The sequence below is a fragment of the Mesorhizobium sp. P2_E10 genome, from assembly GCF_056404235.1.
Window position 1 is genome coordinate 577,333 of sequence record NZ_JBFUEK010000003.1, and the last position, 23,661, is coordinate 600,993.

24 protein-coding genes, 1 tRNA gene and 1 pseudogene are annotated in these 23,661 nt (G+C 62.1%); 17 read left to right on the forward strand and 9 right to left on the reverse strand.

All coding sequences use genetic code 11. The annotated features are described in order from the left end of the window. Positions 1–100: 100 nt before the first annotated feature. The 3 genes from AC1D0N_RS11645 to AC1D0N_RS11655 form a co-directional block, all read right to left on the reverse strand. Entirely contained in the window at positions 101–1,279 is a 1,179-nt protein-coding gene (locus AC1D0N_RS11645) for a porin (RefSeq protein ID WP_477243876.1), read from the reverse strand. Between the two features lie 89 nt (positions 1,280–1,368). Then, positions 1,369–1,629, reverse strand: a complete 261-nt coding sequence (locus tag AC1D0N_RS11650) for a GIY-YIG nuclease family protein (protein ID WP_477243878.1) — start codon at positions 1,627–1,629, stop codon at positions 1,369–1,371. 93 nt (positions 1,630–1,722) lie between these two features. Beyond that, a tRNA-Ser gene (locus AC1D0N_RS11655) sits at positions 1,723–1,813 on the reverse strand. Between the two features lie 450 nt (positions 1,814–2,263). Here AC1D0N_RS11655 and AC1D0N_RS11660 point away from each other — a divergent pair. Together AC1D0N_RS11660 and AC1D0N_RS11665 are read left to right on the forward strand one after the other, a co-directional pair. Then, the gene (locus tag AC1D0N_RS11660) at positions 2,264–3,403 is read left to right on the forward strand and encodes a porin (protein WP_477243880.1); all 1,140 of its coding nucleotides are present in this window, start codon (positions 2,264–2,266) and stop codon (positions 3,401–3,403) included. A 288-nt stretch (positions 3,404–3,691) separates the two neighbouring features. Continuing rightward, positions 3,692–4,708 (forward strand): tyrosine-type recombinase/integrase, encoded by a 1,017-nt coding sequence (locus tag AC1D0N_RS11665; RefSeq protein ID WP_477244038.1) that lies wholly within the window; start codon positions 3,692–3,694, stop codon positions 4,706–4,708. Between the two features lie 58 nt (positions 4,709–4,766). Here AC1D0N_RS11665 and AC1D0N_RS11670 read toward each other — a convergent pair whose 3' ends face one another. Together AC1D0N_RS11670 and AC1D0N_RS11675 are read right to left on the reverse strand one after the other, a co-directional pair. After that, positions 4,767–5,666: an alpha/beta fold hydrolase gene (locus AC1D0N_RS11670; protein ID WP_477243882.1), complete on the reverse strand. Its 900-nt coding sequence runs from the start codon at positions 5,664–5,666 to the stop codon at positions 4,767–4,769. A gap of 343 nt (positions 5,667–6,009) precedes the next feature. Continuing rightward, positions 6,010–8,043, reverse strand: a complete 2,034-nt coding sequence (locus AC1D0N_RS11675) for a lytic transglycosylase domain-containing protein (RefSeq protein WP_477243884.1) — start codon at positions 8,041–8,043, stop codon at positions 6,010–6,012. Positions 8,044–8,290: 247 nt separating this feature from the next. On the opposite strand from AC1D0N_RS11675, the gene dapA reads away from it, so the two are divergent. From dapA to AC1D0N_RS11690, 3 genes are all read left to right on the forward strand, one after another. After that, positions 8,291–9,172 carry a 4-hydroxy-tetrahydrodipicolinate synthase gene (gene dapA, locus AC1D0N_RS11680; RefSeq protein WP_477243886.1) on the forward strand — a complete coding sequence of 294 codons (882 nt, stop codon included), beginning with the start codon at positions 8,291–8,293 and terminating at the stop codon, positions 9,170–9,172. A gap of 25 nt (positions 9,173–9,197) precedes the next feature. Beyond that, positions 9,198–9,677, forward strand: coding sequence for an SsrA-binding protein SmpB (gene smpB, locus AC1D0N_RS11685; RefSeq protein WP_436259044.1), 480 nt, complete (start codon positions 9,198–9,200; stop codon positions 9,675–9,677). A gap of 76 nt (positions 9,678–9,753) precedes the next feature. Continuing rightward, positions 9,754–10,488 (forward strand): glycoside hydrolase family 25 protein, encoded by a 735-nt coding sequence (locus AC1D0N_RS11690; protein ID WP_477243889.1) that lies wholly within the window; start codon positions 9,754–9,756, stop codon positions 10,486–10,488. Between the two features lie 7 nt (positions 10,489–10,495). Here AC1D0N_RS11690 and AC1D0N_RS11695 read toward each other — a convergent pair whose 3' ends face one another. Beyond that, positions 10,496–11,401 carry a DMT family transporter gene (locus AC1D0N_RS11695; protein WP_477243891.1) on the reverse strand — a complete coding sequence of 302 codons (906 nt, stop codon included), beginning with the start codon at positions 11,399–11,401 and terminating at the stop codon, positions 10,496–10,498. A 139-nt stretch (positions 11,402–11,540) separates the two neighbouring features. Between AC1D0N_RS11695 and AC1D0N_RS11700 the strand changes: the two are divergent. Continuing rightward, a pseudogene (locus tag AC1D0N_RS11700) lies at positions 11,541–12,013 on the forward strand (Lrp/AsnC family transcriptional regulator). 16 nt (positions 12,014–12,029) lie between these two features. Here AC1D0N_RS11700 and AC1D0N_RS11705 read toward each other — a convergent pair. Beyond that, the gene (locus tag AC1D0N_RS11705; protein WP_477243893.1) at positions 12,030–12,389 is read right to left on the reverse strand and encodes a winged helix-turn-helix transcriptional regulator; all 360 of its coding nucleotides are present in this window, start codon (positions 12,387–12,389) and stop codon (positions 12,030–12,032) included. Positions 12,390–12,501: 112 nt separating this feature from the next. On the opposite strand from AC1D0N_RS11705, the gene AC1D0N_RS11710 reads away from it, so the two are divergent. After that, positions 12,502–13,515, forward strand: coding sequence for a zinc-binding alcohol dehydrogenase family protein (locus AC1D0N_RS11710; RefSeq protein WP_477243895.1), 1,014 nt, complete (start codon positions 12,502–12,504; stop codon positions 13,513–13,515). 10 nt (positions 13,516–13,525) lie between these two features. On the opposite strand, the gene AC1D0N_RS11715 is transcribed toward AC1D0N_RS11710, so the two are convergent. Then, positions 13,526–14,182, reverse strand: a complete 657-nt coding sequence (locus AC1D0N_RS11715) for a uracil-DNA glycosylase (RefSeq protein WP_477243896.1) — start codon at positions 14,180–14,182, stop codon at positions 13,526–13,528. Between the two features lie 11 nt (positions 14,183–14,193). Continuing rightward, complete coding sequence (locus AC1D0N_RS11720) at positions 14,194–14,775, reverse strand: LabA-like NYN domain-containing protein (RefSeq protein ID WP_477243898.1); 582 nt, start codon at positions 14,773–14,775, stop codon at positions 14,194–14,196. A gap of 342 nt (positions 14,776–15,117) precedes the next feature. On the opposite strand from AC1D0N_RS11720, the gene rpoZ reads away from it, so the two are divergent. The 10 genes from rpoZ to AC1D0N_RS11770 all read left to right on the forward strand — a co-directional run bounded on the left by rpoZ (position 15,118) and on the right by AC1D0N_RS11770 (position 23,658). Then, a complete protein-coding gene (rpoZ, locus tag AC1D0N_RS11725) occupies positions 15,118–15,519 on the forward strand; it encodes a DNA-directed RNA polymerase subunit omega (RefSeq protein WP_454588394.1) in 402 nt (133 codons plus the stop codon). 128 nt (positions 15,520–15,647) lie between these two features. Continuing rightward, positions 15,648–17,876, forward strand: a complete 2,229-nt coding sequence (locus AC1D0N_RS11730) for a RelA/SpoT family protein (RefSeq protein WP_477243900.1) — start codon at positions 15,648–15,650, stop codon at positions 17,874–17,876. Between the two features lie 82 nt (positions 17,877–17,958). Continuing rightward, positions 17,959–18,537 (forward strand): orotate phosphoribosyltransferase, encoded by a 579-nt coding sequence (pyrE, locus tag AC1D0N_RS11735; protein ID WP_477243902.1) that lies wholly within the window; start codon positions 17,959–17,961, stop codon positions 18,535–18,537. Positions 18,538–18,542: 5 nt separating this feature from the next. Then, positions 18,543–18,932 (forward strand): VOC family protein, encoded by a 390-nt coding sequence (locus AC1D0N_RS11740; protein ID WP_477243904.1) that lies wholly within the window; start codon positions 18,543–18,545, stop codon positions 18,930–18,932. 263 nt (positions 18,933–19,195) lie between these two features. Then, complete coding sequence (locus tag AC1D0N_RS11745; protein ID WP_477243906.1) at positions 19,196–19,780, forward strand: DUF2062 domain-containing protein; 585 nt, start codon at positions 19,196–19,198, stop codon at positions 19,778–19,780. Continuing rightward, on the forward strand, positions 19,777–20,190 hold the full coding sequence (acpS, locus tag AC1D0N_RS11750) for a holo-ACP synthase (protein WP_477243908.1): 414 nt from the start codon (positions 19,777–19,779) through the stop codon (positions 20,188–20,190). The genes AC1D0N_RS11745 and acpS overlap by 4 nt, the downstream gene beginning before the upstream one ends. A 96-nt stretch (positions 20,191–20,286) precedes the next feature. Beyond that, complete coding sequence (lepB, locus tag AC1D0N_RS11755; protein WP_477243910.1) at positions 20,287–21,036, forward strand: signal peptidase I; 750 nt, start codon at positions 20,287–20,289, stop codon at positions 21,034–21,036. Positions 21,037–21,040: 4 nt separating this feature from the next. Further along, positions 21,041–21,766 carry a ribonuclease III gene (gene rnc, locus AC1D0N_RS11760; protein ID WP_477243912.1) on the forward strand — a complete coding sequence of 242 codons (726 nt, stop codon included), beginning with the start codon at positions 21,041–21,043 and terminating at the stop codon, positions 21,764–21,766. Next, the gene (era, locus tag AC1D0N_RS11765; protein WP_477243914.1) at positions 21,763–22,698 is read left to right on the forward strand and encodes a GTPase Era; all 936 of its coding nucleotides are present in this window, start codon (positions 21,763–21,765) and stop codon (positions 22,696–22,698) included. Before rnc ends, era begins: the two co-directional genes overlap by 4 nt. 69 nt (positions 22,699–22,767) lie before the next feature. Beyond that, the gene (locus tag AC1D0N_RS11770; RefSeq protein ID WP_477243916.1) at positions 22,768–23,658 is read left to right on the forward strand and encodes an aminoglycoside phosphotransferase family protein; all 891 of its coding nucleotides are present in this window, start codon (positions 22,768–22,770) and stop codon (positions 23,656–23,658) included. Positions 23,659–23,661: the final 3 nt, after the last annotated feature.

The window sequence follows — 23,661 nt, forward strand, 5'->3', positions numbered from 1 at the left end:
GCCGTTACCAGCGAAATTCTTGAGCCAAGACCGTTATCCTCAATGTCCAAAAAAACCCGGCGGTTGCCCGCCGGGTTCGATTTCAGCCAGGCAGAGCCTGTTAGAACGAGCGCTGGAAGCGGAGGAGGCCACCGACGCTGTTTTTCTTGTCGGCATTGGTCCAGTTGGAGACGGTATCGTCGCCAAGGTGCAGGTAGTCGACTTCCGCCGTGACCGTGAAGCCGGGAACGATGTCGTAGGCAATGTTCGCCGCAGCGCCGAAGTTCTTGCCTTCGTCATAGGAGAGCTGGGTGTTGAACGAGGTCTTCTGGTTGATGGTGTAGGTGCCACCACCCCAGACTGCCCAGTTGCCGCTCCACTGCTTGTAGAAGCCGCGGCCGCCGGCCGGAGTTGCCCAGGTCGGATCCGTCAGATTGTCGTCGGTGCCGTAGCCGCCCATGATGAACAGCGACAGGTTCTGCATCGGGGTGATGTCCAGGCGAACCTTGCCGGCCACTTCCTCGTAGTTGCTGTCATAAGCGATGACGCCGGTGATGGCGCCCCAGCCCTGCGTGTACTTCACGCCGCCGACGACATGCGGAACGTAGCTGTCGATCGTGCCGACGACGCCCGAGCCTTCTTCGAGCGAGAGAACGGCCGAGAAGCCGTTTCCAGCGTCGAAATAGTACTGGATGACATTGGTGTCGAAGTCGCCGTAGGGAACCAGCGTATCGTTGATGACGTTGCCGGCGTAGCCGATGAACGTATTGAAGGCCGATTCGTCCTTACCGACGCGCAGACCACCGAGCTGGATCCAGGCGAAGTTCAGCGAAACGCCGCTGTTGCCGGCTGCATTGGGGTTGAAGAAATCGTCAGTGGCATCAAGCGGAGTACCATTGTTATTGACGGTGGCGTAGTTTTGGCTGTTGCCGAAGTTGAAGCGGGTCTCGGTGTAGGTCTTCAAGGTACCGAGCTCGGTTTCCTGGCCGGTCCAGGTCTTCAGCGTGAAGCGTGCATGCTTGTACCATGTGCTCTGCTCGTCGCCGTCCTCGTGGTCGCCGGACTTCGCACCGTCGAACGAGCCGACGTCGCCACCGCCGATGTCGTAACGGATATAGCCACCGATGCGCAGGCAGGTTTCGGTGCCGGGGATGTAGAAGTAGCCCGAGCCGTAGACGTCGCAGATCTTGACGTATTCAGCGGGTTCCGGCTCGGCGACGACGACSGCGTCGGCGGCGCGCGCACCGGAAACTGCGATCAGGGCCGCAGCGGAGCCGAGAAGAAGGCTCTTGATGTTCATTTTCTGACCTCCAGTCAGAATCGGAGGCGGAGGTCGATGAAAAGCAGTCCACTGTTCTGCTTTGCTGTTTTATTTCAAATAGATAAACCTTATGAGCGGCCAGCTGGCTCTGTCGGCCAAAACCGCTTGCTCGCGAAGGCCTTGCCTGATCCGGTCTTGAAATACCGCTCGAGCTGCCGTGCGTTGGCCTCGGTTTCAACCGCAATGTAGGTCTTCAAGGTGACAGGCAGATAGGCTTTTGTCGAAGTCACATAGCCCGATTGATGGGATTCGAGCCGGCGTCGGAGGTCGTTCGTCGATCCGACATAGACATCGCCGTTACGGAGCTGCAGGAAATACACGTACCACATGGTCCCCCTACGCTACTTCGTAGCTTCGGGCGACACCCCACGCCCGCTTGCGGTTCCGGGTGGCCTGCCACCCGAAGCCCGCAAGGCGTAGGGTGGCGGAGAGGATGGGATTCGAACCCACGAGAAGCTTTTGACCTCTACTCCCTTAGCAGGGGAGCGCCTTCGACCACTCGGCCACCTCTCCGTTGCGCCGCTGGATAAAGAAAAGCGTCGGCACAATCAACAAGCCGGCGCCATTATCATTGAAAAAACCGGCGTCTGCCGAAACCCCGCCTCGCCATGCGGCGATTCTGCGGCAATTCCCTGGCTGGCGACTCGGAACCTGGTCGCAATTCCGACGGCGCATCGCCGGATTCGGCCAGATTACAAGGGCCGCAAGGGGCCTGAAGGTTAATGAGAGCTTTCTGACTGAGGCCAAATCGTGTCATTTGTGCAACAACGCATGGGGATAGCGCCCGCACAGACCTTTCGCCGGTACGATCGTGGTTGAACGCCGCCGCCTCATGGGTAATGTCGAGTTCGAAGGAGCGGCGCGGTGCGCATCTTTTTCAGTAGTGGGGATGGGGCAGGGAACGCTGTCCTTCAGCAAAGAATACCCAGACCCGTTTTTTAACTTTTGACTGGAGGTCAGAAAATGAACATCAAGAGCCTTCTTCTCGGCTCCGCTGCGGCCCTGATCGCAGTTTCCGGTGCGCGCGCCGCCGACGCSGTCGTCGTCGCCGAGCCGGAACCCGCTGAATACGTCAAGATCTGCGACGTCTACGGCTCGGGCTACTTCTACATCCCCGGCACCGAAACCTGCCTGCGCATCGGCGGCTTTGTCCGTTACGACATCGGCGTGGGTGACCGCGAAGGCGTGCAGAACGTCCCGGATACTCTGGGCGGCCCGACGGACCGCAACGACACCTACTATAAGCAGGCCCGCTTCACGCTGAAGACCTGGACCGGCCAGGAAACTGAGCTCGGCACCTTGAAGACCTTCACCGAGACCCGCTTCAACTTCGGCAACAACTCGGGCGACTATGCCGATCCGGATGGTGCTGGGCCGTTGACTGTTCCGAGCGCCAATTGGCAGGCGCACAACAAGACACCCTCGCTGAACTTCGCCTGGATCCAGCTCGGTGGTCTGCGCGTCGGTAAGGACGAATCGGCCTTCAATACGTTCATCGGCTACGCCGGCAACGTCATCGACGATACGCTCGTCCCCTACGGCGATTTCGACACCAACGTCATCCAGTACTACTTCGACGCCGGCAACGGCTTCTCGGCGGTGGTTTCGCTGGAAGAAGGCGAAGGCGTATACTCCATCGACAGCTACGTTCCGCATGTCGTCGGCGGTGTGAAGTACACGCAGGGCTGGGGCGCCATCACCGGCGTCATCGCTTATGACAGCAACTACGAAGCGGTCGCTGGCAAGGTTCGTTTGGACGTGACTCCGATGCAGAACCTGTCGCTGTTCATCATGGGCGGCTATGGCAGCAAATCCGACGCTACCGATCCGAACGGCGGCCACACCTTCTTCAAGCAGTGGGACGGCAGCTGGGCAATCTGGGGTGGTGGTTCGTACACCATCAACGAGAAGACCTCGTTCAATGTCCAGGCATCGTATGACGACGGCAAGAGCTTCGGTCTCGCTGCCAACATTGCTTACGATGTGGTCCCGGGCTTCACGGTCACGGCCGAAGTCGACTACTTCAACCGCGCCTCGAGCGATTTCCGTCCGACCAAGGTCGACGGCGTCGGCGGCATCCTCCGCTTCCAGCGCTCGTTCTAAGGGCTGGTTCCTTACAGGTGAAATTCAGCCCGGGTGCATCAACGCCCGGGCTGTTTTGTTTTCGTGGCTTGGCCATGGCAGTGAGAAGGAGAAGGGGGTTCGGGTAGCTGAACAGGTCCGTGGGCTGATTTCGTGGGATCCGCTGATGGCGGATGAAATCACGACTGCGTGATCAAATCTCTTGAAAGGACGCTTCCAAGCGGATAGGTCTGATCTATCCACTCGGGGGTGTGGCAATTAATGACGAACGAAGCGATTCAAGAGGGAGAACCCTCCGATCAGTTTTCGATGTTTTCTTCTCAAAATTCGAAAATAAGATACAGCTACAACAAGATCAGAGAAGTAAAGTCGCATAGGGTCGGAGAGCTATTTTCAGCATACCGGGACATACTTTGGGATGATGGGCGGCATAAATACAATGTCAGCTCTTTCATCGGCGAAATAGACGAGATTCTCCTCGGCGAGCGTTTCAGCGCCTTTGACCAAAGCACCCTCGATAACCTTATCGGTACCTTGCGCCAGCGCGGTAACAGCAACGCAACCATCAATCGCAAGATGGCTGCCCTCAGCAAACTGCTGCGCAAGGCTCATAAGATGGGGGATATCCACAGCCTGCCCGAGTTTCGCCGCCAGAAGGAGCGGGCGGGACGGATTCGTTTCCTCGAAAGGGACGAAGAGGCGCGGTTGTTCGCCGCCATCAAGAGCCGCAGCGAGGATGCTTATCGGCTTTCTGTCTTCCTGGTCGACTCAGGATGCCGCCTCGGCGAGGCGCTCGGGCTGATCTGGAACGACATCCAGGAACATCGCGTCTCCTTCTGGATCACCAAATCCGGCCGCAGCCGCACCATTCCGATGACCGAACGGGTAAAAGAGGTGATCAAACTGCCGGTCACTGAAGGCCGCCGGCCCAAAGGCCCGTTCACCAAGCTCAGCCAGGCGCAGTTCCGCGCCATCTGGAATGATGCGAAAGCCGAAGTCGGCCTTGGCGCCGACGATCAGGTGGTGCCGCATATATTGCGTCACACTTGCGCCTCGCGCCTTGTCCAGGGCGGCATCGACATCAGGCGCGTGCAGATGTGGCTCGGCCATCAGACGCTGTCGATGACCATGCGTTACGCGCATCTGGCCACCAACGATCTCGACGGCTGCGTCGTCGTGCTGGAGACGCCCCGCGAAGGGCCGGCCGCCAGCGCAGAGATGTCAGTGTTCTCGTCTCCGCTGACCACGCCTGTTTCGGCAGGACCCAAGCAAAAGCGCGAAGCCGGCACGGCGAAGGCGGCGGGGAAGAGCTCCAAGGCCAAATAGTTCCGCCGAACTGCCCTATACTTGGATAGCGATCCCAGGACTTATTTTGTCCTGGGATTTACTTCATCTGAGCTTGTTGCTCGGCCCGGCCCAGGAAGGCGGCAATCGCGCCAGGCAGGCTGCCGGTCTCGAGGAAAGGCGCATGGCCCTGACCCTCGACCGTGACTGTTTCCATCTCGGGATGACGCTTTCGCATCTCTTCCAGTGTTTCGGCAGACAGCAGTCTCGAATTGACGCCACGTATGGCAAGCATTGGTATGGCCGCCAGCGCCTCGAACTGCGGCCACAGAGCCGGCAACGGCTTGCTGAGGTCAAGGCTCGCCAATGTCTCAAGCAGCCTCGGGTCGAAATCCGGCATCAGCCCGTGATCCGCCTCGCGGTAAAGCGCCGACACCATCCGCTCCCAATCAGCCTCGGTCAGCGCGGGAAAATCGCCACCATGCGCGCCGCGCTGGGCGCTGACCGCCTCAGGACGGGTTTTCGGCTTTGGCGCGGGATCGAGATAGGATCGGATATGAGCAAGTCCATCCGCCTCGATCACCGGGCCGATGTCGTTGAGAACGATGGCCTTGAGCACGGCCGGCTGCATCGCGCCGAGCACATGGATGATCAGCCCGCCGCGCGACGTGCCGATGAAGGCCGCTTCCGCGATGTTGAGCGCCGCCAGCCCGGCGAGGATATCGCCCGCTTCGACGCCGACATTGTAATGGCTGATATCAGGGTCGTAGGCGGATTGGCCGCGGCCGCGATAATCGAAAGCGACGATCTTTCGCGGGTTTTCCGATCGCGTCGAGAGGTACAGCGCCAGTTCGTGAAAGTCGCGCGCGTTGCGGGTTAGGCCAGGCAGGCAGACGACCGGCCAATGTCCGGAGTTCGCTTCGCCATAGACGCGCGCGTGAAGCTGGAGGCCGTCCGGAGCGACGTAGAAGAAATCGGAGAAGCCTTCAGTGCTCGACATAGAAAAGGACTCGCTGGCGGATCGTCTCCGACTGCTACAGGCGAGGGCTGGGATGGTCAAATCGAGGACATGGTGATCTGACAATCTTGGAAGTGTCGGAGGGACAGCCCCCCTCTGTCCTGCCGGACATCTCCCCCACATGGGGGGAGATTGGCGGTTCGGGCGCTGCACTCTTCCTGCGAAGTTGGAGATTGGCGAAATCGGCGACTACAACCGATCTCCCCCCAAGTGGGGAGATGGCCGGCAGGCCAGAGGGGGGCGCGAAGGAACTCAACGGAACAATGTTGAGCGTCGTGCAAACGCCATCACGTCGTGCAAACGCCATCACAAAGAATGCGCCGCCTCAGCTCCGCCCGTTCACCAGGTCGCCCACAATGTCGTATTTCCCCGAAATACGCATCTTGTAGACTTCGTAATTCTCCATAACGCGCTGCACGTAACTTCTTGTTTCCGTGTAGGGAATCCGCTCGATCCAGTCGACGACCGCGTCGATGTCCTTGCCGCGCGGGTCGCCATATTTCGCCACCCACTGGCTGGCGCGGTTGGGACCGGCATTGTAGCCGGCGAAGGTCAGCACATAGGAGCCGTTGAAGCGGTCGAGCTGCTCGCCAAGGAAGGCGGCACCCAAGGTCGCGTTGTAGCCGGCATCGCTGGTCAGCCGTTCCGGTGAGAAGGTCATTCCGGCCTTCTTGGCCAATTGCTTGGCGGTCCCCGGCATCAGTTGCAGCAGCCCGCGCGCGCCGGCGCTGGAGACGGCGCCGATGTTGAACTCGCTTTCCTGGCGGGCGATCGCATAGGCAAGCGCCTTGCCCGAGCCGGAAATATTGGCCGAATCGGGAATGACGCCCAGCGGATGCGACAGCGCGCCGACATCGATACCGCGCGCCCCGGCGATCTTGCCGACCTTCAGCGCCATGAAATGATTGCCCTGCTTTTCCGCCAGTACGGCCAGCAGCGCGAGTTCGCCGGGGCTGGTCAATTGCCCGGCGAGGTCGCGGTAGAGCGTATCGGCATAGCGGTCGTAGCCAGCCTCCTGCAGCCGCTTGATGGCGCTGACAGCCTCGCGGCCGTCAAAGCTTTGGCGGTCTGCGGCGCTTGGCTCGGGATAGACGATGTTCAGCGTGCGCAAACCAACCCGTTCCGCCGCCAACTGCCCGTAGAAAGTGGTGCCATAGGTGGCCGCCTTGGTGAAATAGGTCTTTGCATCGCCGGGGCCGCCGACTTCCGCCGCGCGGCCAAGCCAGTAATAGGCGCGCGACAACGACATCGGCCCCTGCGCAAGATCGGCGATGCGGGCAAAATGTCCGGACGCGGTGCCGGGATCGTTGAGGCCTCGCAGTGCATACCAGCCGGCGTGGAATTCGGCCTCGGCGGCACTGGCGGGGCTTTCGGCGGCATGTGCGGCAACGATCTTGTAGGCGGTCTTCCAGTCGCCCTGGTCGACCAGTGCGCGCGACAGCACGCGGCGCTCGACCCACCAGGCATCGGGATCGACCAGCGCGTCGCGATCGGTTGGCGCTTTCATCACCACCGCGGCGGCGTCTGCAAACTTCCGCTGCTTGCGCAGACATTCGGCTTGCGCGAAGAAATAGCCGGCCGATCGCTGCGCTACAGGTACTGCTTTCAAGAGCTTGGCCGCGTTCTTGTCGCCACGCGAAGCGGCGGCCCACGCATCGGCCAGCGGTTGCGCGCCGGCAAGTGCTGCGACCCGCAGCGCCGAATTCTCCCGGTCGGCATAAAACATCCGTTCCATGCGGAAACGATGGTCGGCAGCCGGGATGATGGCGCCAAACTCCTCAACGAAGGCCGCTTCGTCTTTGGCTTCCAGCTTTTCGGTGCGCCAGAACGGCGTCAGCACCGAGAGCGCCGCCTTGGTGTTGCCAAGCGCCACATAGGAGCGGGCCAGGATCACCACGCCTTCGAAGGTCAGCGGCTGGCTTCCGTCAAAGGCTTTCACCACCGTCTGTGGCGAAGGGCTTTCGCGGTAGAGCGCGCGCTCGCTGTTCTTGCGCAAGGCAATGGTGCCCGGCCAGTTCGGCAGCATCTTTGCGGTATCCGCAATCTCGCTGCTCGGCACACGGTCGCCGCCATAGAGCGCGATCGCCCAAGCCAGGATATGGCGGTCCAGCGAATTGGCCGGCAATGTTTCGCGCAAGGCGCGTGACGCGGCAATATCGCCGGTCGCCAACGCGTCGAGACCGCCTTTCAACACGACGATATTGGCGGAGGGCGCATCAGTCTGCGCTCCGTCCTGCAGGCCAGGCATCGGGATCGATGAGGTCGTCTGCTCGTCGACGCTCTCGTTTGCCGCCGTCCCCACCATCAGCAGGGCAACGGCGCCAGCCAATACGAAGCGGAGTGGCCGACTGGCCGGCATGATCCTGATCTTTCCCTGTTGCGGCACTTTAAATGGCAAGCCCAGGTGCCTGAGAGCCTAGACTTAGGTCGTGAAGAGCCCGTAAACAAAGGGTTAGCGAGGTCGGTCGAATTGCGCGTGCTGGCACCATGGCAATGCTTGCCGCGCAACAATGTCGAGACTATGGTGCGCCGCTTCGCTTTCGGCTAGAAGGCGCACGACAAACCCAAGAAGACAAAACCCGAGAAGTCCCAAGGAGTTGGACGACATGCTGAGAGGCTCGCTTACTGCGCTCGTGACACCGTTCGAAAAGAGCGGGCGTTTCGACGAGAAAGCCTTTCGCGCGTTTGTCGAATGGCAACTCGCCGAAGGCACGACGGGCCTGGTTCCTGTCGGCACCACGGGCGAGTCGCCGACGCTGTCGCATGACGAGCATCGCCAAGTCGTCAAGGTGTGCATCGAGGTGGCCAAGGGCCGGGCTCCGGTCGTCGCGGGCGCTGGCTCCAACAACACCGCAGAAGCGGTTGGTCTGGTCCAATACGCCGAAAAGGCCGGTGCCGACGCGGTACTCGTCGTCACGCCGTACTACAACAAGCCGACGCAGCGCGGCCTCTATGCGCATTTCGCCGCGGTCGCTCGCGCGACCACCCTGCCGATCATCATCTACAATATCCCGCCGCGCTCGGTCATCGACATGAGCCCGGAGACGATGGGCCAGTTGGCGCACGACTTCAAGAACATCGTCGGCGTCAAGGATGCCACCGGCAAGGTCGAGCGGGTTTCCGAGCAGCGCGCCACTTGTGGCAAGGATTTCATCCAGCTTTCGGGCGAGGATGCTTCGGCGCTCGGCTTCAACGCCCATGGCGGCGTCGGCTGCATTTCGGTGACCTCGAACGTCGCGCCGCGGCTCTGCGCCGAATTCCAGGAGGCGACGCTGTCCGGCGACAGCGCCAAGGCGCTGGAACTGCAGGACCGGTTGCTGCCGCTGCACAAGGCGATCTTCCTCGAGCCCGGCGTTTCCGGCGCCAAATACGCGCTGTCGAAGCTGGGCAAGGTCGAGAACGTACTGCGTTCGCCGCTGATGACGGTCGAGCAGTCGACCGCCGACAGGATCGATGCGGCCATGAAGCACGCCGGCTTGATAAATTGAGGATGAGGCGCCACCTCTCCACATCATGAATCAAGTCAGAAAAGCCGATCCCAACAACAAAACCGTTGCGGAAAACCGCAAGGCGCGGTTTTCCTATGAGGTGCTCGACACGGTCGAGGCCGGCCTGGTGCTGACCGGCACCGAGGTCAAGTCGCTGCGTCAGGGCCAGGCCAACATCCAGGACAGCTACGCCTCGGTCGAGGGCGGCGAGATCTGGCTGATCAATTCCTATCTGCCGGAATATCTGCAGGCCAACCGCTTCAACCACGAGCCCAGGCGGCGGCGCAAGCTGCTGCTCAACAAACGCGAGATGGCAAAGCTGTCGCAAAGCATCGAGCGCGAAGGCATGACGCTGGTGCCGCTGAAAATCTATTTCAACGACCAGGGCCGCGCCAAGCTCCTGCTCGCCGTAGGCCGCGGCAAGAAACTGCACGACAAGCGCGAGACCGAAAAACAGCGCGACTGGTCGCGCGAGAAGGGCCGGCTTATGAAGGAACGAGGCTAAGAACCTCAGCCCCAGAAAAGCCAGACATTCAGCTTTCAAGGTTCGAACTGCTGCAGCGGCAACGTGCGGAGAAAGCTTGAAGAACCGGATCATCCTCTGGAGCGCGGCCAGTCTGGTCGTTGCGGGCATCGTAGCGGCAAGCGGCTTTTTCTATTTCAAGACATTCTCACCGGATCGCGACTCTTATCCGGTCAGGGGCATCGACGTTTCCCACCATCAGGGCCAGATCGACTGGCAGCGCGTTGCCGCCGACGATGTCGCCTTCGCCGTCATCAAGGCGACCGAAGGCGGCGACCATGTCGACGATGCTTTCGCCACCAATCTGCGCGAGGCTCGCGCGGCCGGCCTTGCGGTTGGCGCCTATCATTTCTTTACCTTCTGCCGGCCGGGCGCCGACCAGGCGAAAAATTTCATCGCGGTGGTGCCGCGTGATCAGCCGCTGCTGCCGCCGGTCGTCGACATCGAATTCGGCGGCAATTGCCCGCAGCGGCCATCCCCTGATCAATTGAATGCTGAACTCGAGGCATTCCTCGGTCCTGTCGAGGCGGCATTCGGCAAGACGGCAATCATCTACCTGACCGATGAGGCTGCCGAAACCTATGCCGGGCAGATCGTCGCCCGGCCACACTGGCTGCGTTCGCTGCTAGCGCGGCCAAGTCAGGATGACTGGATCTACTGGCAATATCACAACCGGGGCCGCGTCGATGGCATCAGCGGCGATGTCGACCTGAATGTTCTTCAGGGCGGGCAGGAGAAGCTGGCTGCGCTGTTTGCAGCGCCTGAATCGGCTCCCGCACAAACCCTGCCTTAGCCCTGAATCAGACAGCTTTGGCCGCAGGTCTGGCGACAGCCGAAAAGGCCATCCCCGCAGCCATGATCAGGATGGCGGCGAACTGGGTGCCGGTCGGCGTTTCACCGAGCACCGTCATGGCGATCAGGACCGTTGCGATCGGCACGCATGGCATGAACAGCGATGCCGTCTGCGACCCCAGCCGTCGGACGACATAGGTGTAGAGGAACATGGCGGCCGCACCGGCCAAAAAACCCTGAATGACGATCTGGCTGGCGATCTCGGTCACTGCCGCGACGCGAAGACCGCTCGGGGCAAAGAGATAGAGCAGCGGCAGCGGCACGCATGACAGGAGCACGACCGTTGCGGTCGCCGTGACCGGATCGACACGCCAGCGCCGCACAAGAACGGCATAGGCGGCAAACATCAGGCCTGATCCGATGAACAGAAGATCGCCGACGAGGACACCCTTCATGCCGCTGTCTGTGCGCACCGGCGCAATGAACAGGATCAGCCCGGCAATGATGGCAGCGACGCCGATGGTTCGCTGGCGTGAGGCGCTGTCCGTCGTGGCGATGTGCGACAGCACGAATGAGAAGAAAACGATCGAGGCCGGGCAGAGTGCTGCGCCATGCGCGGCAGGCGCATAGGTCAGGCCCCAGTTGATGATGATCGGGTAGGGCAGCCCTGCCAGTGCCGCCAGCGTCAGCGCGCGCCGCCAGCCCAACGCCTTGGTATCAGCCAGGCCAATGCGCCAGACCACCGGCAGCATGACCATGCCGGCCCCGACAAAGCGCAAGGTCGCGAGATCCGTCGCCGTCAGATGCTCCCGCAGGCTGAAGCGGGCTGCGACGAACTGTACGGCGTAGATGCCGATCATGGCCATGCCGGCAAGGATTGCCGGCTTTCGGTTCTCTGTCGCGCGCATGCTCATCCCGCTCGATCCTGCCAACGGAGGTTTTCTCTCCGGACGGCTTTCGTTGGAAGCGCAGCCTATTGTTGAAAATGGTGCGACAAAATATGCTGTTTTCGCGATATGAAAGTGCAATTCACACAAATAAGGCAACCCGAACGTGAATCATGAATCCGATCAGCTCGATGCCATCGACCGCAGCTTGCTGCGGTTGCTGCAGGAGGACGGGCGTCGCACCACGCTCGATCTCGCAGCCCGTGTCGGCCTGTCGCCGACCGGCACCAGCCAGCGGGTGAAGCGCCTTTTCCGCGACGGGTTCATCACTGCGGTCAGAGCTGTGCTCAATCCGCAAAAGATCGGCCGCGGCACACTCGTTTCATCGAAGTCAGGCTCGACCAGGCGGCGCCGCATGTGTTCGACCGTTTCGCCGAGGCGGTGGCCAAAGCCCCTGAAGTGCTGGAATGCCATATGGTCGTCGGCGGCTTCGACTATCTGGTCAAGGCGCGCATTTCGGAAATGGCCGCCTATCAGGATTTCCTCAAGCGCGTGATCCTGCCGTTGCCGGGTGTCAGGGAAACGCACACCTATGCGTCGATATCAGATGTGAAGCCGGACGCGCTGTTGCCGGTATGAGACGGCGCGCCTGAAGTCAGGCGGCTTGAGAAACCTCCGGCGCCAGCGTCACATTCGCGTCGCCCCAGACTTTCAGGGCGGTGATCACCGGCTCCAGGCTCCTGCCACGCGGCGTCAGGCTGTATTCCACCTTCGGCGGCACCTGTGCATAGACCTTGCGGGCGATGAGCCCATCCGTCTCCAATTCGCGAAGCTGGTTTGTCAGCATGCGCTGTGTGCAGTTCGGGATCCGCCGGCGAATTTCGTTGAACCGCATCGTGCCCGCGAGCAGATGGAAAAGCACGACGCCTTTCCACTTCCCGTCGATATAGCGAAGCGTTCCCTCCACGGTGCAGCCGGGGCTGCAGTCGAATCGCTCATGGCGGATGCGCGGCATGACGGTATCCTTTTCGACACTATGTGCTTTATATGTGCATTCTTGCGCTTTGCGAGCATAAGCCGCATCTCTCCCCCCGACAACGCCCAACAGCAATTGCGGAGATAACAAAATGCGCGCCGTCGGCTACCAGATCCCAGCCCCCATCACCGATGAGGCCTCCCTTGTCGATGTCGACCTGCCCAAGCCAGAGCCGAAGGGCCGTCAATTGCTGGTCGAGGTGAAGGCGATCTCGGTCAATCCGGTCGACACCAAGATACGCAGGAGCGCCAAACCCGAAGCCGGAAGCTGGCGCGTGCTTGGTTGGGACGCTGCGGGCCAGGTGGTCGCGACGGGTCCGGACGCCAGCCTGTTCAAAACAGGAGATGATGTCTTCTATTCCGGTGCGCTGGCGTTGCAAGGCACCAATGCCGAGTTCCACCTTGTCGATGAGCGCCTTGTCGGCCGCAAACCGAGCTCGCTCCACTATGCTGAGGCGGCGGCGCTTCCGCTGACGGCGATCACCGCCTTCGAGGCGCTGTTCGACCGCCTTGACGTGAAGAAGCCTGTCATCGGCGCCGCAAACGCCATCCTGATCATCGGCGGCGCCGGCGGCGTCGGCTCGATCGCGGTCCAGCTTGCGCGCCAGCTGACCGACGTGACGGTGATCGCCACCGCATCGAGGCCCGAAACGCACGACTGGGTGCTCGGGCTTGGCGCCCATCATGTCATCGACCATTCCAAGCCGCTGGCTGCAGAAATCGCTGCCCTCGGCATCGGCGCACCGGCCTTTGTGTTCTCGACAACCAACACCGACAAACATTTGGCCGCGATCGTCGAATTGATCGCACCGCAGGGCCGTTTCGGCTTGATCGACGACCCCCAGACGCTCGACATCAATCCGTTCAAGCGCAAGAGCGTTTCGGTCCATTGGGAACTGATGTTCACCCGCTCGCTGTACGAGACGCAGGACATGGCCGCGCAGGGTGAGCATCTGAACGAACTGGCCCGGCTTGTCGACGCCGGCACCATTCGCACCACCTTGGGCGAGACGTTTGGTCCTATCAATGCCGCCAATCTGAAGCGCGCCCATGCGCTGATCGAGACCGGCAAGGCCAAGGGCAAGATCGTGCTGGAGGGGTTCTGAGCGGGCGGCTTTATTTCCGCAGGAACGCTGCTATCTCGCTGAAGACACTAGCGAACATCGCTTCCGTCAGCACGCCGGTGTTGGTGTTGTAGCGCGAGCAGTGATAGCTGGAAAACAGCGTGATGGCGCCGGCTTGCAGCTGTCCGCCATGCTTGAACGGGTAGGCGGCGACGCGCCCACCCAGTGCCCTGACGGTCGACTGGTGGGCGATCGAGCCCAGCGCCAACACGGCGCGCAGATTTGGAAAGCGGGCGATCGTTGGCACCAGGAACGTCCGGCAGGTGGTAATCTCGGCGCCCACCGGCTTGTTCTCCGGCGGCACGCAGCGCACCGCATTGGTGATCGCCGTGCCGACAAGTTGCAGGCCATCGTCCGGCCGCGCCTTGAACTCGCCGCGCGCAAAACCGTGTGCGATCAATGTGGAGTAGAGCAGGTCGCCGGCATAGTCGCCGGTGAACGGGCGTCCTGTGCGATTCGCGCCGCGCAGGCCGGGAGCCAAGCCGACGATCAGCAGCCGCACGGCGTCCTCGCCCTGTGGCGGCAGGAAGGTCGGCACCGGTGCATTGAACCAGAACGGTTCGCGCTGCCGCCACTCGGCGATAAAATCATGCAGCCGCGGGCAGAGCGGGCAGTCGCGGCCGGGTTCGGAGGAGGAGGGGGCGATCAACGCCGCCGCCGTCAGTAGTCGTCCTCTTCGACCTCGGCCGGCTCGGGCCGGCGCACCGGCCGTTCGGACGGATCGCGGCCGACTTCGTTCTTCAGCGTCATCAGGTCGATGAAATGGTCGGCCTGGCGGCGCAGATCGTCGGAGATCATCGGCGGCTGCGAGGCCATGGTCGAGACCACCGAGACCTTGCGGCCGCGCCGCTGCAGCGCCTCGACCAGGGTGCGAAAATCGCCGTCGCCAGAGAAGATGACGTAGTGGTCGACGACATCGGCAAGCTCCAGCGCATCGACGGTCAGCTCGATGTCCATATTGCCCTTGATCTTGCGGCGGCCGGTCGAGTCGGTGAATTCCTTGGCCGGCTTGGTCACCACCTTGAAGCCGTTATAGTCGAGCCAGTCGATCAACGGCCGGATCGAGGAGTATTCCTGATCCTCGACCAGCGCGGTGTAGTAGTAGGCGCGCAGCAGATAACCGCGCTTCTGGAAGCTCGACAGCAGCTTGCGGTAGTCGATGTCGAAGCCGAGCGCGCGCGAGGTCGCGTAAAGATTGGCGCCGTCGATGAAAAGAGCGATTTTTTCACGGGGGTCGAACATGGAAAATATCCCTTTTCGCAATATGCGGCCGTCTAAACGAAAATGCGTGAGTGACTATCGCTCGGCTTTTAATGAACCGGCTGAGCTTTCTTCATCCGAGATAGCGCCAGTTTTACGGCAATCCAAGGTGTGTTGCCGCTCTGCAAGCAATTGTGATCGACGCCGTATCGTCGCAGGCGGCCGCACTGCCGGCGAGCTCTTGGCCCGGCGGCGGAGCCGGCATTGACCCGCCCCCAGGGCCGGCATCCTGCCATCCTTGCCATGAAGCTTGTATTTTGGCGGCGTTCAGGTTAAGGACCGCGCCTGTTTTCCATCAAATCCATCGCATGAAAGGGGCAATCCATGGCCCGCGTAACCGTTGAAGATTGCATCGACAAGGTCGACAACCGCTTCGAACTGGTGCTTCTGGCCGGCCACCGCGCCCGTCAGATCAGCCAGGGCGCGCCGATCACCGTGCCGCGTGACAACGACAAGAACCCGGTCGTGGCGCTGCGCGAGATCGCCGATGAGACACTGTCGCCCGACGACCTCAAGGAAGACCTGATCCACTCGCTGCAGAAGCATGTCGAGGTCGACGAGCCGGAAGCCGATGGCGAGGCGATCGCCGACCAGACCGGCGGCGCCGTTGCGGCAACCGATGCCGACGACGCCGAGGACAACGTCACCTTCGACCGCATGACCGAAGAAGACCTGCTGGCCGGCATCGAAGGCCTGGTTCCGCCGGAAAAGAGCGACGACTACTAAGAGCTTTCGATCTGGGGTCGCTGGAACAATCTCCGGCACTTCCGTATCGTCCGTTTCGTGGCTATCTATGACATGCGCCGTACACAAGTGCGGCGCATGTTCCATTTCAGCCCTGTGAGAACCAGCCCATGATGCGTCAGTATGAGCTTGTCGAGCGCGTCCAGCGCTACAAGCCTGACGTCAACGAGGCGCTGCTCAACAAGGCCTATGTTTACGCCATGCAGAAGCATGGCCACCAGAAGCGCGCCTCCGGCGACCCCTATTTCTCGCATCCGCTCGAAGTTGCCGCCATCCTCACCGAAATGCACATGGACGAGGCGACGATCGCCGTTGCCCTGCTGCACGATACCATCGAGGACACCACGGCGACGAGGGCCGAGATCGACGAATTGTTCGGCCCGGAAATGGGCAAGCTGGTCGAGGGCCTGACCAAGCTGAAGAAGCTCGATCTCGTCTCCAAGAAGGCCGAGCAGGCGGAAAATCTGCGCAAGCTCTTGCTGGCGATCTCCGAAGACGTCCGCGTGCTTCTGGTCAAGCTCGCCGACCGCCTGCACAATATGCGCACCCTCGACCATGTGCCGGAGGCCAAGCGCCTGCGCATCGCCGAGGAGACGATGGAGATCTATGCGCCGCTGGCTGGGCGCATGGGCATGCAAGGCATGCGCGAGGAACTGGAAGAGATCGCCTTCCGCTTCATCAATCCGGAAGCCTATCGCGCCGTCACCGCCCGGCTCGCCGAAATCTTCGAGCGCAACAAGGACGTGCTGTCCGAGATCGAAAAGGCGCTGTCCACGCTGTTCGAAAAGCATGCGATCAAGGCCAGCGTGAAGAGCCGCCAGAAGAAGCCGTGGTCAGTGTTCCGCAAGATGGAGGCCAAGGCGCTATCCTTCGAGCAGCTGTCCGACATTTTCGGCTTCCGTGTCGTTGTCGAGTCCATGGAGGATTGCTACCGCGCGCTCGGCGCCATCCACACCACATGGTCGATGGTGCCGGGACGCTTCAAGGACTACATCTCGACGCCGAAGCAGAACGATTACCGCTCGATCCACACCACCATCGTCGGCCCGTCGCGCCAGCGCGTCGAGTTGCAGATCCGCACCCATCAGATGAACAAGATCGCCGAATACGGCGTTGCCGCGCATTCGATCTACAAGGACACCGGCGGCAAGACGAATGGTGCTGCCCATGCGATCTCGAAGGAGACCAACGCCTATGCCTGGCTGCGGCGCACCATCGAGCAGCTTGCCGAAGGCGACAATCCCGAGGAATTCCTCGAAAACACGAAGCTGGAGCTATTCCAGGACCAGGTGTTCTGCTTCACGCCCAAGGGCCTGCTGATCGCGCTGCCGCGCGGCGCGACGCCCATCGACTTCGCCTATGCCGTGCACACCGATGTCGGCGACACCTGCGTCGGCGCCAAGGTCAATGGCCGCATCATGCCGCTGATGACGGAGCTGAAGAACGGCGACGAGGTCGAGATCATCCGCTCCAAGGCGCAGGTGCCTCCGGCTGCGTGGGAATCGATCGTCGTCACCGGCAAGGCGCGCTCGGCCATCCGCCGCGCCACCAAGAATGCCATCCGCAAGCAGTATTCCGGCCTCGGCGCCCGCATTCTGGAGCGGGCTTTCGAACGGGCCGGCAAGACCTTCGCCAAGGAAAACCTGAAGCCGGTGCTACACCGGCTGGCGCGCAAGGACATCGAGGACGTGTTGGCCTCGGTCGGCCGCGGCGAGCTTGCCTCCACCGACGTCATGAAGGCGGTGTTTCCCGACTATAAGGACGAGCGCGTCACGGTGGCAGCGCCCAAGCAGCGCGAGGAAGGCTGGTCGAAGATCCGCAACGCCGCCGGCATGCTGTTCCAGATTCCGGGCCGTGCCGCGCGCAAGGACAAGGACCAGCCGAAGGACGGCGCCGTGCCGATCCGCGGCGTGCGCGGCGACCTGCCGGTGCGCTTCGCGCCGGAAGGTGCCGTGCCCGGCGACCGTATCGTCGGCATCGTGCAGCCGGGAACCGGCATCACCATCTATCCGATCCAGTCGCCGGCCCTGCAGGCCTTTGACGACCAGCCCGAGCGCTGGATCGACGTGCGCTGGGACATTGACGAGCGCACCAAGGAGCGGTTTCCGGCGCGTGTCTCGGTCACCGCCATCAATGCGCCGGGCTCGCTGGCCGACATCGCTCAGGTCGTTGCCTCCAACGACGCCAACATCCATACATTGTCGATGGTGCGCACCGCACCCGATTTCACCGAAATGCTGATCGATCTCGAAGTCTGGGATCTGAAGCACCTGAACCGGTTGCTGTCGCAGCTCAAGGACAATTCCAGCGTCAGCGATGCGCGGCGCGTGAATGGCTAGACCATGATCCCGAAAAGTGGGAACCGGTTTTCGGAAAAGATCATGGTCAAACAAGACTAACGGGCCTGGGGGACAAGGCAAGATGAACACCGACGAAGTGCTGGGTATTTTCCGCGAGGCCGGCGCCGTCCTCGAGGGACATTTCATCCTGACGTCGGGTCTGCGCAGCCCGGTCTTCCTGCAGAAGGCGCGGGTGTTCATGCATGCCGACAAGACCGAGCGCCTGTGCAAGGCGCTGGCCGCAAAGATCCGCGCCGCTGTAACAGGCAAGATCGACTATGTCGTCGGTCCGGCGATCGGCGGGTTGATCCCGGCCTACGAGACCTCGCGTCACCTTGGCGTGCCGGCGATTTGGGTCGAGCGGGAAGGGGGCGAGTTCAGGCTCCGCCGCTTCGAGATCGCCAGGGGTTCACGCGTCGTCATCGTCGAGGACATCGTCACCACCGGCCTGTCGATCCGCGAGACCATCGAATGCCTGCGCGAGCTCGGCGCCGAGGTCGTTGCCGCCGCCTGCATCATCGATCGCTCGGCCGGCAAGACCAATGTCGGCGTGCCGCTGATCGCGCTTGCCGAATATGAGGTTCCGGCCTATCCGGCCGACAGGCTGCCGCCCGAGCTCGCCGCCATACCGGCGATCAAGCCGGGCAGCCGCAACATCTGAACAACATGATCGCCGGCATTGATCATTTCGTGCTGACGGTTCGCTCCGTCGACGACAGCTGTACCTTCTATCAGCGCGTTCTCGGCTTCAATCGCCTCGACGAGCCGAACAGGCCGACAGCGCTGCTGTTTGGAACTCAGAAGATCAATTTGCATGAGGCGACGCGCACATTCGAGCCAAAGGCGAAGGCGCCGACGCCCGGCTCCGGGGATTTCTGCCTCGTCGCCGCCCGGCCGCTCGCCGAGATTTGCGCCAGCCTGGCGGCCAATGGCGTCGCCGTGGAAGTCGGTCCGGTCGAACGCACCGGTGCGCGAGGCCCGATGATGTCGGTCTATTTTCGCGACCCCGACGGCAACCTTGTCGAGGTCAGCGAATACCAGCCCGGCAAGAGGTGAAGGTTCCAGGCGCACTTGGCAAGGGTGATGCCCACCTCAAATCCGCCGCGATTGCGTTGCGTTGGAGACGGTAGCGCCCGGCATCGGAAGGCGGCGGCAGCGCTGGCGCGCCATCGGCCGCCGGTTGTTCTTGGGTCGGCGCGTCGCTATATCAAAGTCGTTGTTGCCTTCTGGTGACCGCAAAGCGCAAGATATGGCTGCTGTAGCGCCTGGCCCGGAATGGCTGGGCATGGTGGTGTTGGTAAACCGGGAACGGGAACAGAGTGCTTTTTCGACGCCGCAAGCCTGATGGTCTTTTCGAGCGGGTGCGTACCTATCTGTGGCCGCGCCGCTCGTTTTCGCGCTCGCTGCAGTATTTTTCCAAGCGCATCCTGCGGCTGAAGGCCACGCCGCACGCCGTAGCGGCCGGTGTCGCGGCTGGTGTGTTCGCCTCGTTCTTTCCGGTGGGGTTCCACTTTGCCATCGCATTCGTGCTCTGCTGGATTATCGCCGGCAATCTCGTGGCGGCAGCCCTCGGCGCCGTATTCTTCGGCAATCCGCTGACCTTTCCGCTGCTCTGGGGCGCGTCCTGGGAGACCGGCAAGCTGATCCTGCACGAGCGGCTGCCCAAAAACGGACCGCCCGCGCATCTCGGCGAAATGCTGCATACGCTGTCGTTTGCGAAGCTGTGGCACCCGATACTGGAGCCGATGCTGATCGGCGCAGTGCCGCTCGGACTGATCTTCGGGCTCATTTTCTACGGCATCACCCGCTGGGGCATGACCGCCTTTCGCGAACAACGCAGGAAACGCATCGCAGAACGGGCGCAGAAGGCTGGCCACGGCGGACGGGAAGTTCCCGCGGAATGATCATCGGCATCGGCAGCGATCTGATCGATATCAGGCGCATCGAAAAGTCGCTGGAGCGCCATGGCCAGCGCTTCATCCAGCGCATCTACACCGAGGTCGAACAGGCCCGCTCCGAAAACCGCAGGGCACGCGTGGCCTCCTACGCCAAACGCTTCGCCGCCAAGGAGGCCTGCGCCAAGGCACTTGGCACCGGTTTGGCGCAAGGCGTGTTCTGGCGCGACATGGGTGTCGTCAACCTGGCCGGCGGCAAGCCGACCATGGCGCTGACGGGTGGTGCGGCGGTGCGGCTGGACAAAATCCTGCCGAAAGGACACCGCGCGGCGATCCACCTGACGATCACCGATGATTTTCCGCTCGCTCAAGCCTTTGTGATCATCGAGGCGTTGCCCGTCGAACAAGCGCCACATTGATTGGATCTGACGACCGGCGATTATATCTAACGCCGACATGACGTTGCCCAGCGCGCGCCGAGACTCTATACCAACCAACGCACAATCGAGGACGACATGAGCGTGGCTGAAAAAACTGAGAAGAAAACCGGCGGACTTGGCGAAACCGTCAGCGTCATCGTCCAGGCGCTGCTGCTTGCGCTGGTCATCCGCACGCTGCTGTTCCAGCCGTTCTCGATCCCGTCCGGGTCGATGCGGCCGACCTTGCTCGAGGGCGACTACCTGTTCGTTACCAAATGGTCCTATGGCTTCTCCCGCTATTCGCTGCCGTTCGGGCCGGATCTGTTTTCGGGCCGCATCTGGGGCTCTGAGCCGAAGCGCGGCGACGTGGTGGTGTTCAAATTCCCGCCGGATCCGTCTGTCGACTACATCAAGCGCGTCGTCGGCCTGCCTGGCGACAAGATCCAGGTCAAGGACGGCCAGCTCTTTATCAACGGCGCCGGCGTGCCGCGCGTGAAAACCGGCCAGATCGACAATCCAGACATCACCGAAGAGGATCATCCGATCGATGTGTACCGGGAAACGCTGCCCAACGGTGTCAGCTACGACACGCTGGACATCGCGCCGACCTCGATCGGTGACAACACCCGCGAATTCGACGTGCCGGCCGGCCACTATTTCATGATGGGCGATAACCGCGACAATTCCTCGGACAGCCGCTTCACCGTCGGTTACGTGCCGGCCGAGAACCTGGTCGGCCGCGCCAATCTGGTTTTCTTCTCGATCGCCGGCAAGGCGAGCCCACTCGAAATCTGGAAATGGCCGTCGCTCGTGCGCGTGTCGCGCCTGTTCCATTTCGTCAATTAGGGTGATGGCAGCGACAAAACGCCTGACTGCCGATGCGCTCGCCGAAGCGCTCATGCAGCGCACCGGCCACGCCTTTGCCGACCGCCAGCGCCTGCAGCGCGCGCTGACCCATGCCAGCGCCCGCTCAAGCCATGCCGGCATCGACTATGAGCGTTTCGAATTCCTCGGCGATCGTGTTCTGGGCCTTGTCGTTGCCGATATGCTTTTGGCGGCATTTCCTGAAGCCGCCGAGGGCGAACTGTCGCTGCGGCTCAACGCGTTGGTCAATGCCGAGGCTCTGGCGGAGATCGCCGAGGATATCGGCCTGCCGGACCTGATCCGCGCCGGCTCGGACGTGCGCGGCCTCGACGGGCGCAAGCGCGTCAATATGCGTGCCGACGCGCTGGAATCGCTGATCGCCGTGCTCTATCTCGACGGCGGGCTGGAGGCGGCGCGCGCCTTCATCCACAAATACTGGCAGCCGCGCTCGCAGGCCACGGGTGCAGCCCGCCGCGATGCCAAGACCGAGCTGCAGGAATGGGCGCACCAGGCGGCAACCGCGGTGCCGGCCTACACCATCGACGGCCGCGAGGGACCCGACCACGATCCGCTGTTCACCGTCAGCGTCAAGGTCGGCGCCTTTCCTCCGGCGACCGGCAGCGGCCGTTCCAAACGCGAGGCCGAACAGGCCGCCGCCGCGGCACTTCTGCTGCGTGAGGGCGTCTGGCTCAATCAAGGGAGCGCGGCATGACCGCCACCACCGAAGACACGGCTCCGGCGACGCCCGCCGCTGCCACGCATTCCGGCTTCGTCGCGCTGATCGGCGCGCCCAATGCCGGCAAATCGACGCTGGTCAATCAGCTGGTCGGCGCCAAGGTGTCGATCGTCACGCACAAGGTCCAGACCACCCGCGCCATCGTGCGGGGTATAGCCACGCATGACAATGCGCAGATCGTCTTCGTCGACACGCCGGGCATCTTCAAGCCGAAGCGCCGGCTGGACACGGCGATGGTGACGACCGCCTGGGGCGGTGCCAAGGACGCCGATATCGTGCTGCTTTTGATCGATGCCGAGCGCGGCATCCGCGGCGATGCCGACGCCATCCTCGAACGGCTCAAGGATGTGCGCCAGCCGATGGTGCTGATCCTCAACAAGGTCGACCGGGTCAAGCACGAGGCGCTGCTGGCCCTGGCCGCCGCAGCGAATGAGAAAGTGCCGTTCAAGCGCACCTTCATGGTCTCGGCGCTGACCGGCTCGGGCTGCAAGGACCTGCTCGACTATCTCGCCGAAGCGCTTCCGGCCGGTCCCTGGTATTATCCCGAAGACCAGATCTCCGACCTGCCGATGCGCCAGCTCGCCGCCGAGATCACCCGCGAAAAGCTGTATCTCAGGCTGCACCAGGAGCTGCCCTATTCCTCGCATATCGAGACCGAGAAATGGGAAGAGAAGAAGGACGGCTCGGTGCGCATCGACCAGACCATCTATGTCGAGCGCGACAGCCAGAAGAAGATCGTGCTCGGCCACAAGGGCGAGACGATCCGCGCCATCGGGCAGGCCGCGCGCATGGAGATTGCCGGCATCCTCGAACAGAAGGTGCATCTCTTCTTGTTCGTCAAGGTGCGCGAGAACTGGGGCGACGATCCCGAGCGCTACCGCGAGATGGGGCTCGAGTTTCCGCACTAGGCATGATCCCGAAAAGTGGGAACCGGTTTTCGGAAAAGATCATGCCCAAACAAATTCCACTCTAGGTCCATGGACAGCACGCCGAACATTGACGCTGACTTGGTCAGCCGGTTGGTCGCCACGCAATTTCCCCAGTGGGAAGACCTTGCAATCAAACCCGTTGCCGCCGGCGGCTGGGACAACCGAACCTTCCATCTCGGCGACGACATGACCGTGCGGCTGCCAAGTGCCGCACCCTATGCCCTGCAAGTCGAAAAAGAACATCGCTGGTTGCCAAGGCTGGCACCGCTGCTGCCGCTGCCTGTCCCGGTGCCGTTGGCGATGGGTATTCCTGCCGAAAACTATCCCTGGCATTGGTCCGTCTATGGCTGGATCGAAGGCGAGACGGCAAAGCGCGAGCGCATTGCCAGCCTGTCGCAATTTGCGACCGATTTGGCCGAATTCCTGGTTGCCTTGCAACGGATCGATGCCACCGGCGGGCCGGCGCCAGGGCAGCACAATTTCTTTCGTGGCGGACCGCTGAGCGTCTATGACAGTGAAACCCGCAAGGCAATCGCCGCCCTCGACGGCAAGATCGATACCGGCACCGCCAGCGCGGTGTGGGAGGCCGCACTTGCCTCGACATGGCATGGTGCGCCGGTCTGGTTCCACGGTGATGTCAGTTGGGGAAACCTTTTGGTCAGCAAAGGCCGGTTGAGCGCCGTGATCGACTTCGGCACGTCGGGCGTCGGCGACCCCGCCTGCGACCTGGCGATTGCGTGGACGCTGTTCGAAGGCGACAGCCGGCAGGTATTTCGCGCCGGCCTTCCCGCCGATGCGGCGATGTGGGCGCGCGGTCGCGGCTGGACGCTATGGAAAGCGCTGATAACGCTCGCCGGACATATCGACATCGATCCGGTCGAAGTTGAAAAATCCCGCCATGTGATCGATGAAGTGCTTGCCGATCACGCGTGGGTGTGAGAC

Coding starts and splice junctions, on each gene's coding strand:
- AC1D0N_RS11650 (WP_477243878.1), bottom strand. CDS start 1,629: ATGTGGTACGTGTATTTCCTGCAGCTCCGTAACGGCGATGTCTATGTC.
- AC1D0N_RS11665 (WP_477244038.1), top strand. CDS start 3,692: ATGTTTTCTTCTCAAAATTCGAAAATAAGATACAGCTACAACAAGATC.
- AC1D0N_RS11670 (WP_477243882.1), bottom strand. CDS start 5,666: ATGTCGAGCACTGAAGGCTTCTCCGATTTCTTCTACGTCGCTCCGGAC.
- AC1D0N_RS11675 (WP_477243884.1), bottom strand. CDS start 8,043: ATGCCGGCCAGTCGGCCACTCCGCTTCGTATTGGCTGGCGCCGTTGCC.
- dapA (WP_477243886.1), top strand. CDS start 8,291: ATGCTGAGAGGCTCGCTTACTGCGCTCGTGACACCGTTCGAAAAGAGC.
- smpB (WP_436259044.1), top strand. CDS start 9,198: ATGAATCAAGTCAGAAAAGCCGATCCCAACAACAAAACCGTTGCGGAA.
- AC1D0N_RS11695 (WP_477243891.1), bottom strand. CDS start 11,401: ATGAGCATGCGCGCGACAGAGAACCGAAAGCCGGCAATCCTTGCCGGC.
- AC1D0N_RS11705 (WP_477243893.1), bottom strand. CDS start 12,389: ATGCCGCGCATCCGCCATGAGCGATTCGACTGCAGCCCCGGCTGCACC.
- AC1D0N_RS11710 (WP_477243895.1), top strand. CDS start 12,502: ATGCGCGCCGTCGGCTACCAGATCCCAGCCCCCATCACCGATGAGGCC.
- AC1D0N_RS11720 (WP_477243898.1), bottom strand. CDS start 14,775: ATGTTCGACCCCCGTGAAAAAATCGCTCTTTTCATCGACGGCGCCAAT.
- rpoZ (WP_454588394.1), top strand. CDS start 15,118: ATGGCCCGCGTAACCGTTGAAGATTGCATCGACAAGGTCGACAACCGC.
- AC1D0N_RS11730 (WP_477243900.1), top strand. CDS start 15,648: ATGATGCGTCAGTATGAGCTTGTCGAGCGCGTCCAGCGCTACAAGCCT.
- pyrE (WP_477243902.1), top strand. CDS start 17,959: ATGAACACCGACGAAGTGCTGGGTATTTTCCGCGAGGCCGGCGCCGTC.
- AC1D0N_RS11740 (WP_477243904.1), top strand. CDS start 18,543: ATGATCGCCGGCATTGATCATTTCGTGCTGACGGTTCGCTCCGTCGAC.
- acpS (WP_477243908.1), top strand. CDS start 19,777: ATGATCATCGGCATCGGCAGCGATCTGATCGATATCAGGCGCATCGAA.
- lepB (WP_477243910.1), top strand. CDS start 20,287: ATGAGCGTGGCTGAAAAAACTGAGAAGAAAACCGGCGGACTTGGCGAA.
- rnc (WP_477243912.1), top strand. CDS start 21,041: ATGGCAGCGACAAAACGCCTGACTGCCGATGCGCTCGCCGAAGCGCTC.
- era (WP_477243914.1), top strand. CDS start 21,763: ATGACCGCCACCACCGAAGACACGGCTCCGGCGACGCCCGCCGCTGCC.
- AC1D0N_RS11770 (WP_477243916.1), top strand. CDS start 22,768: ATGGACAGCACGCCGAACATTGACGCTGACTTGGTCAGCCGGTTGGTC.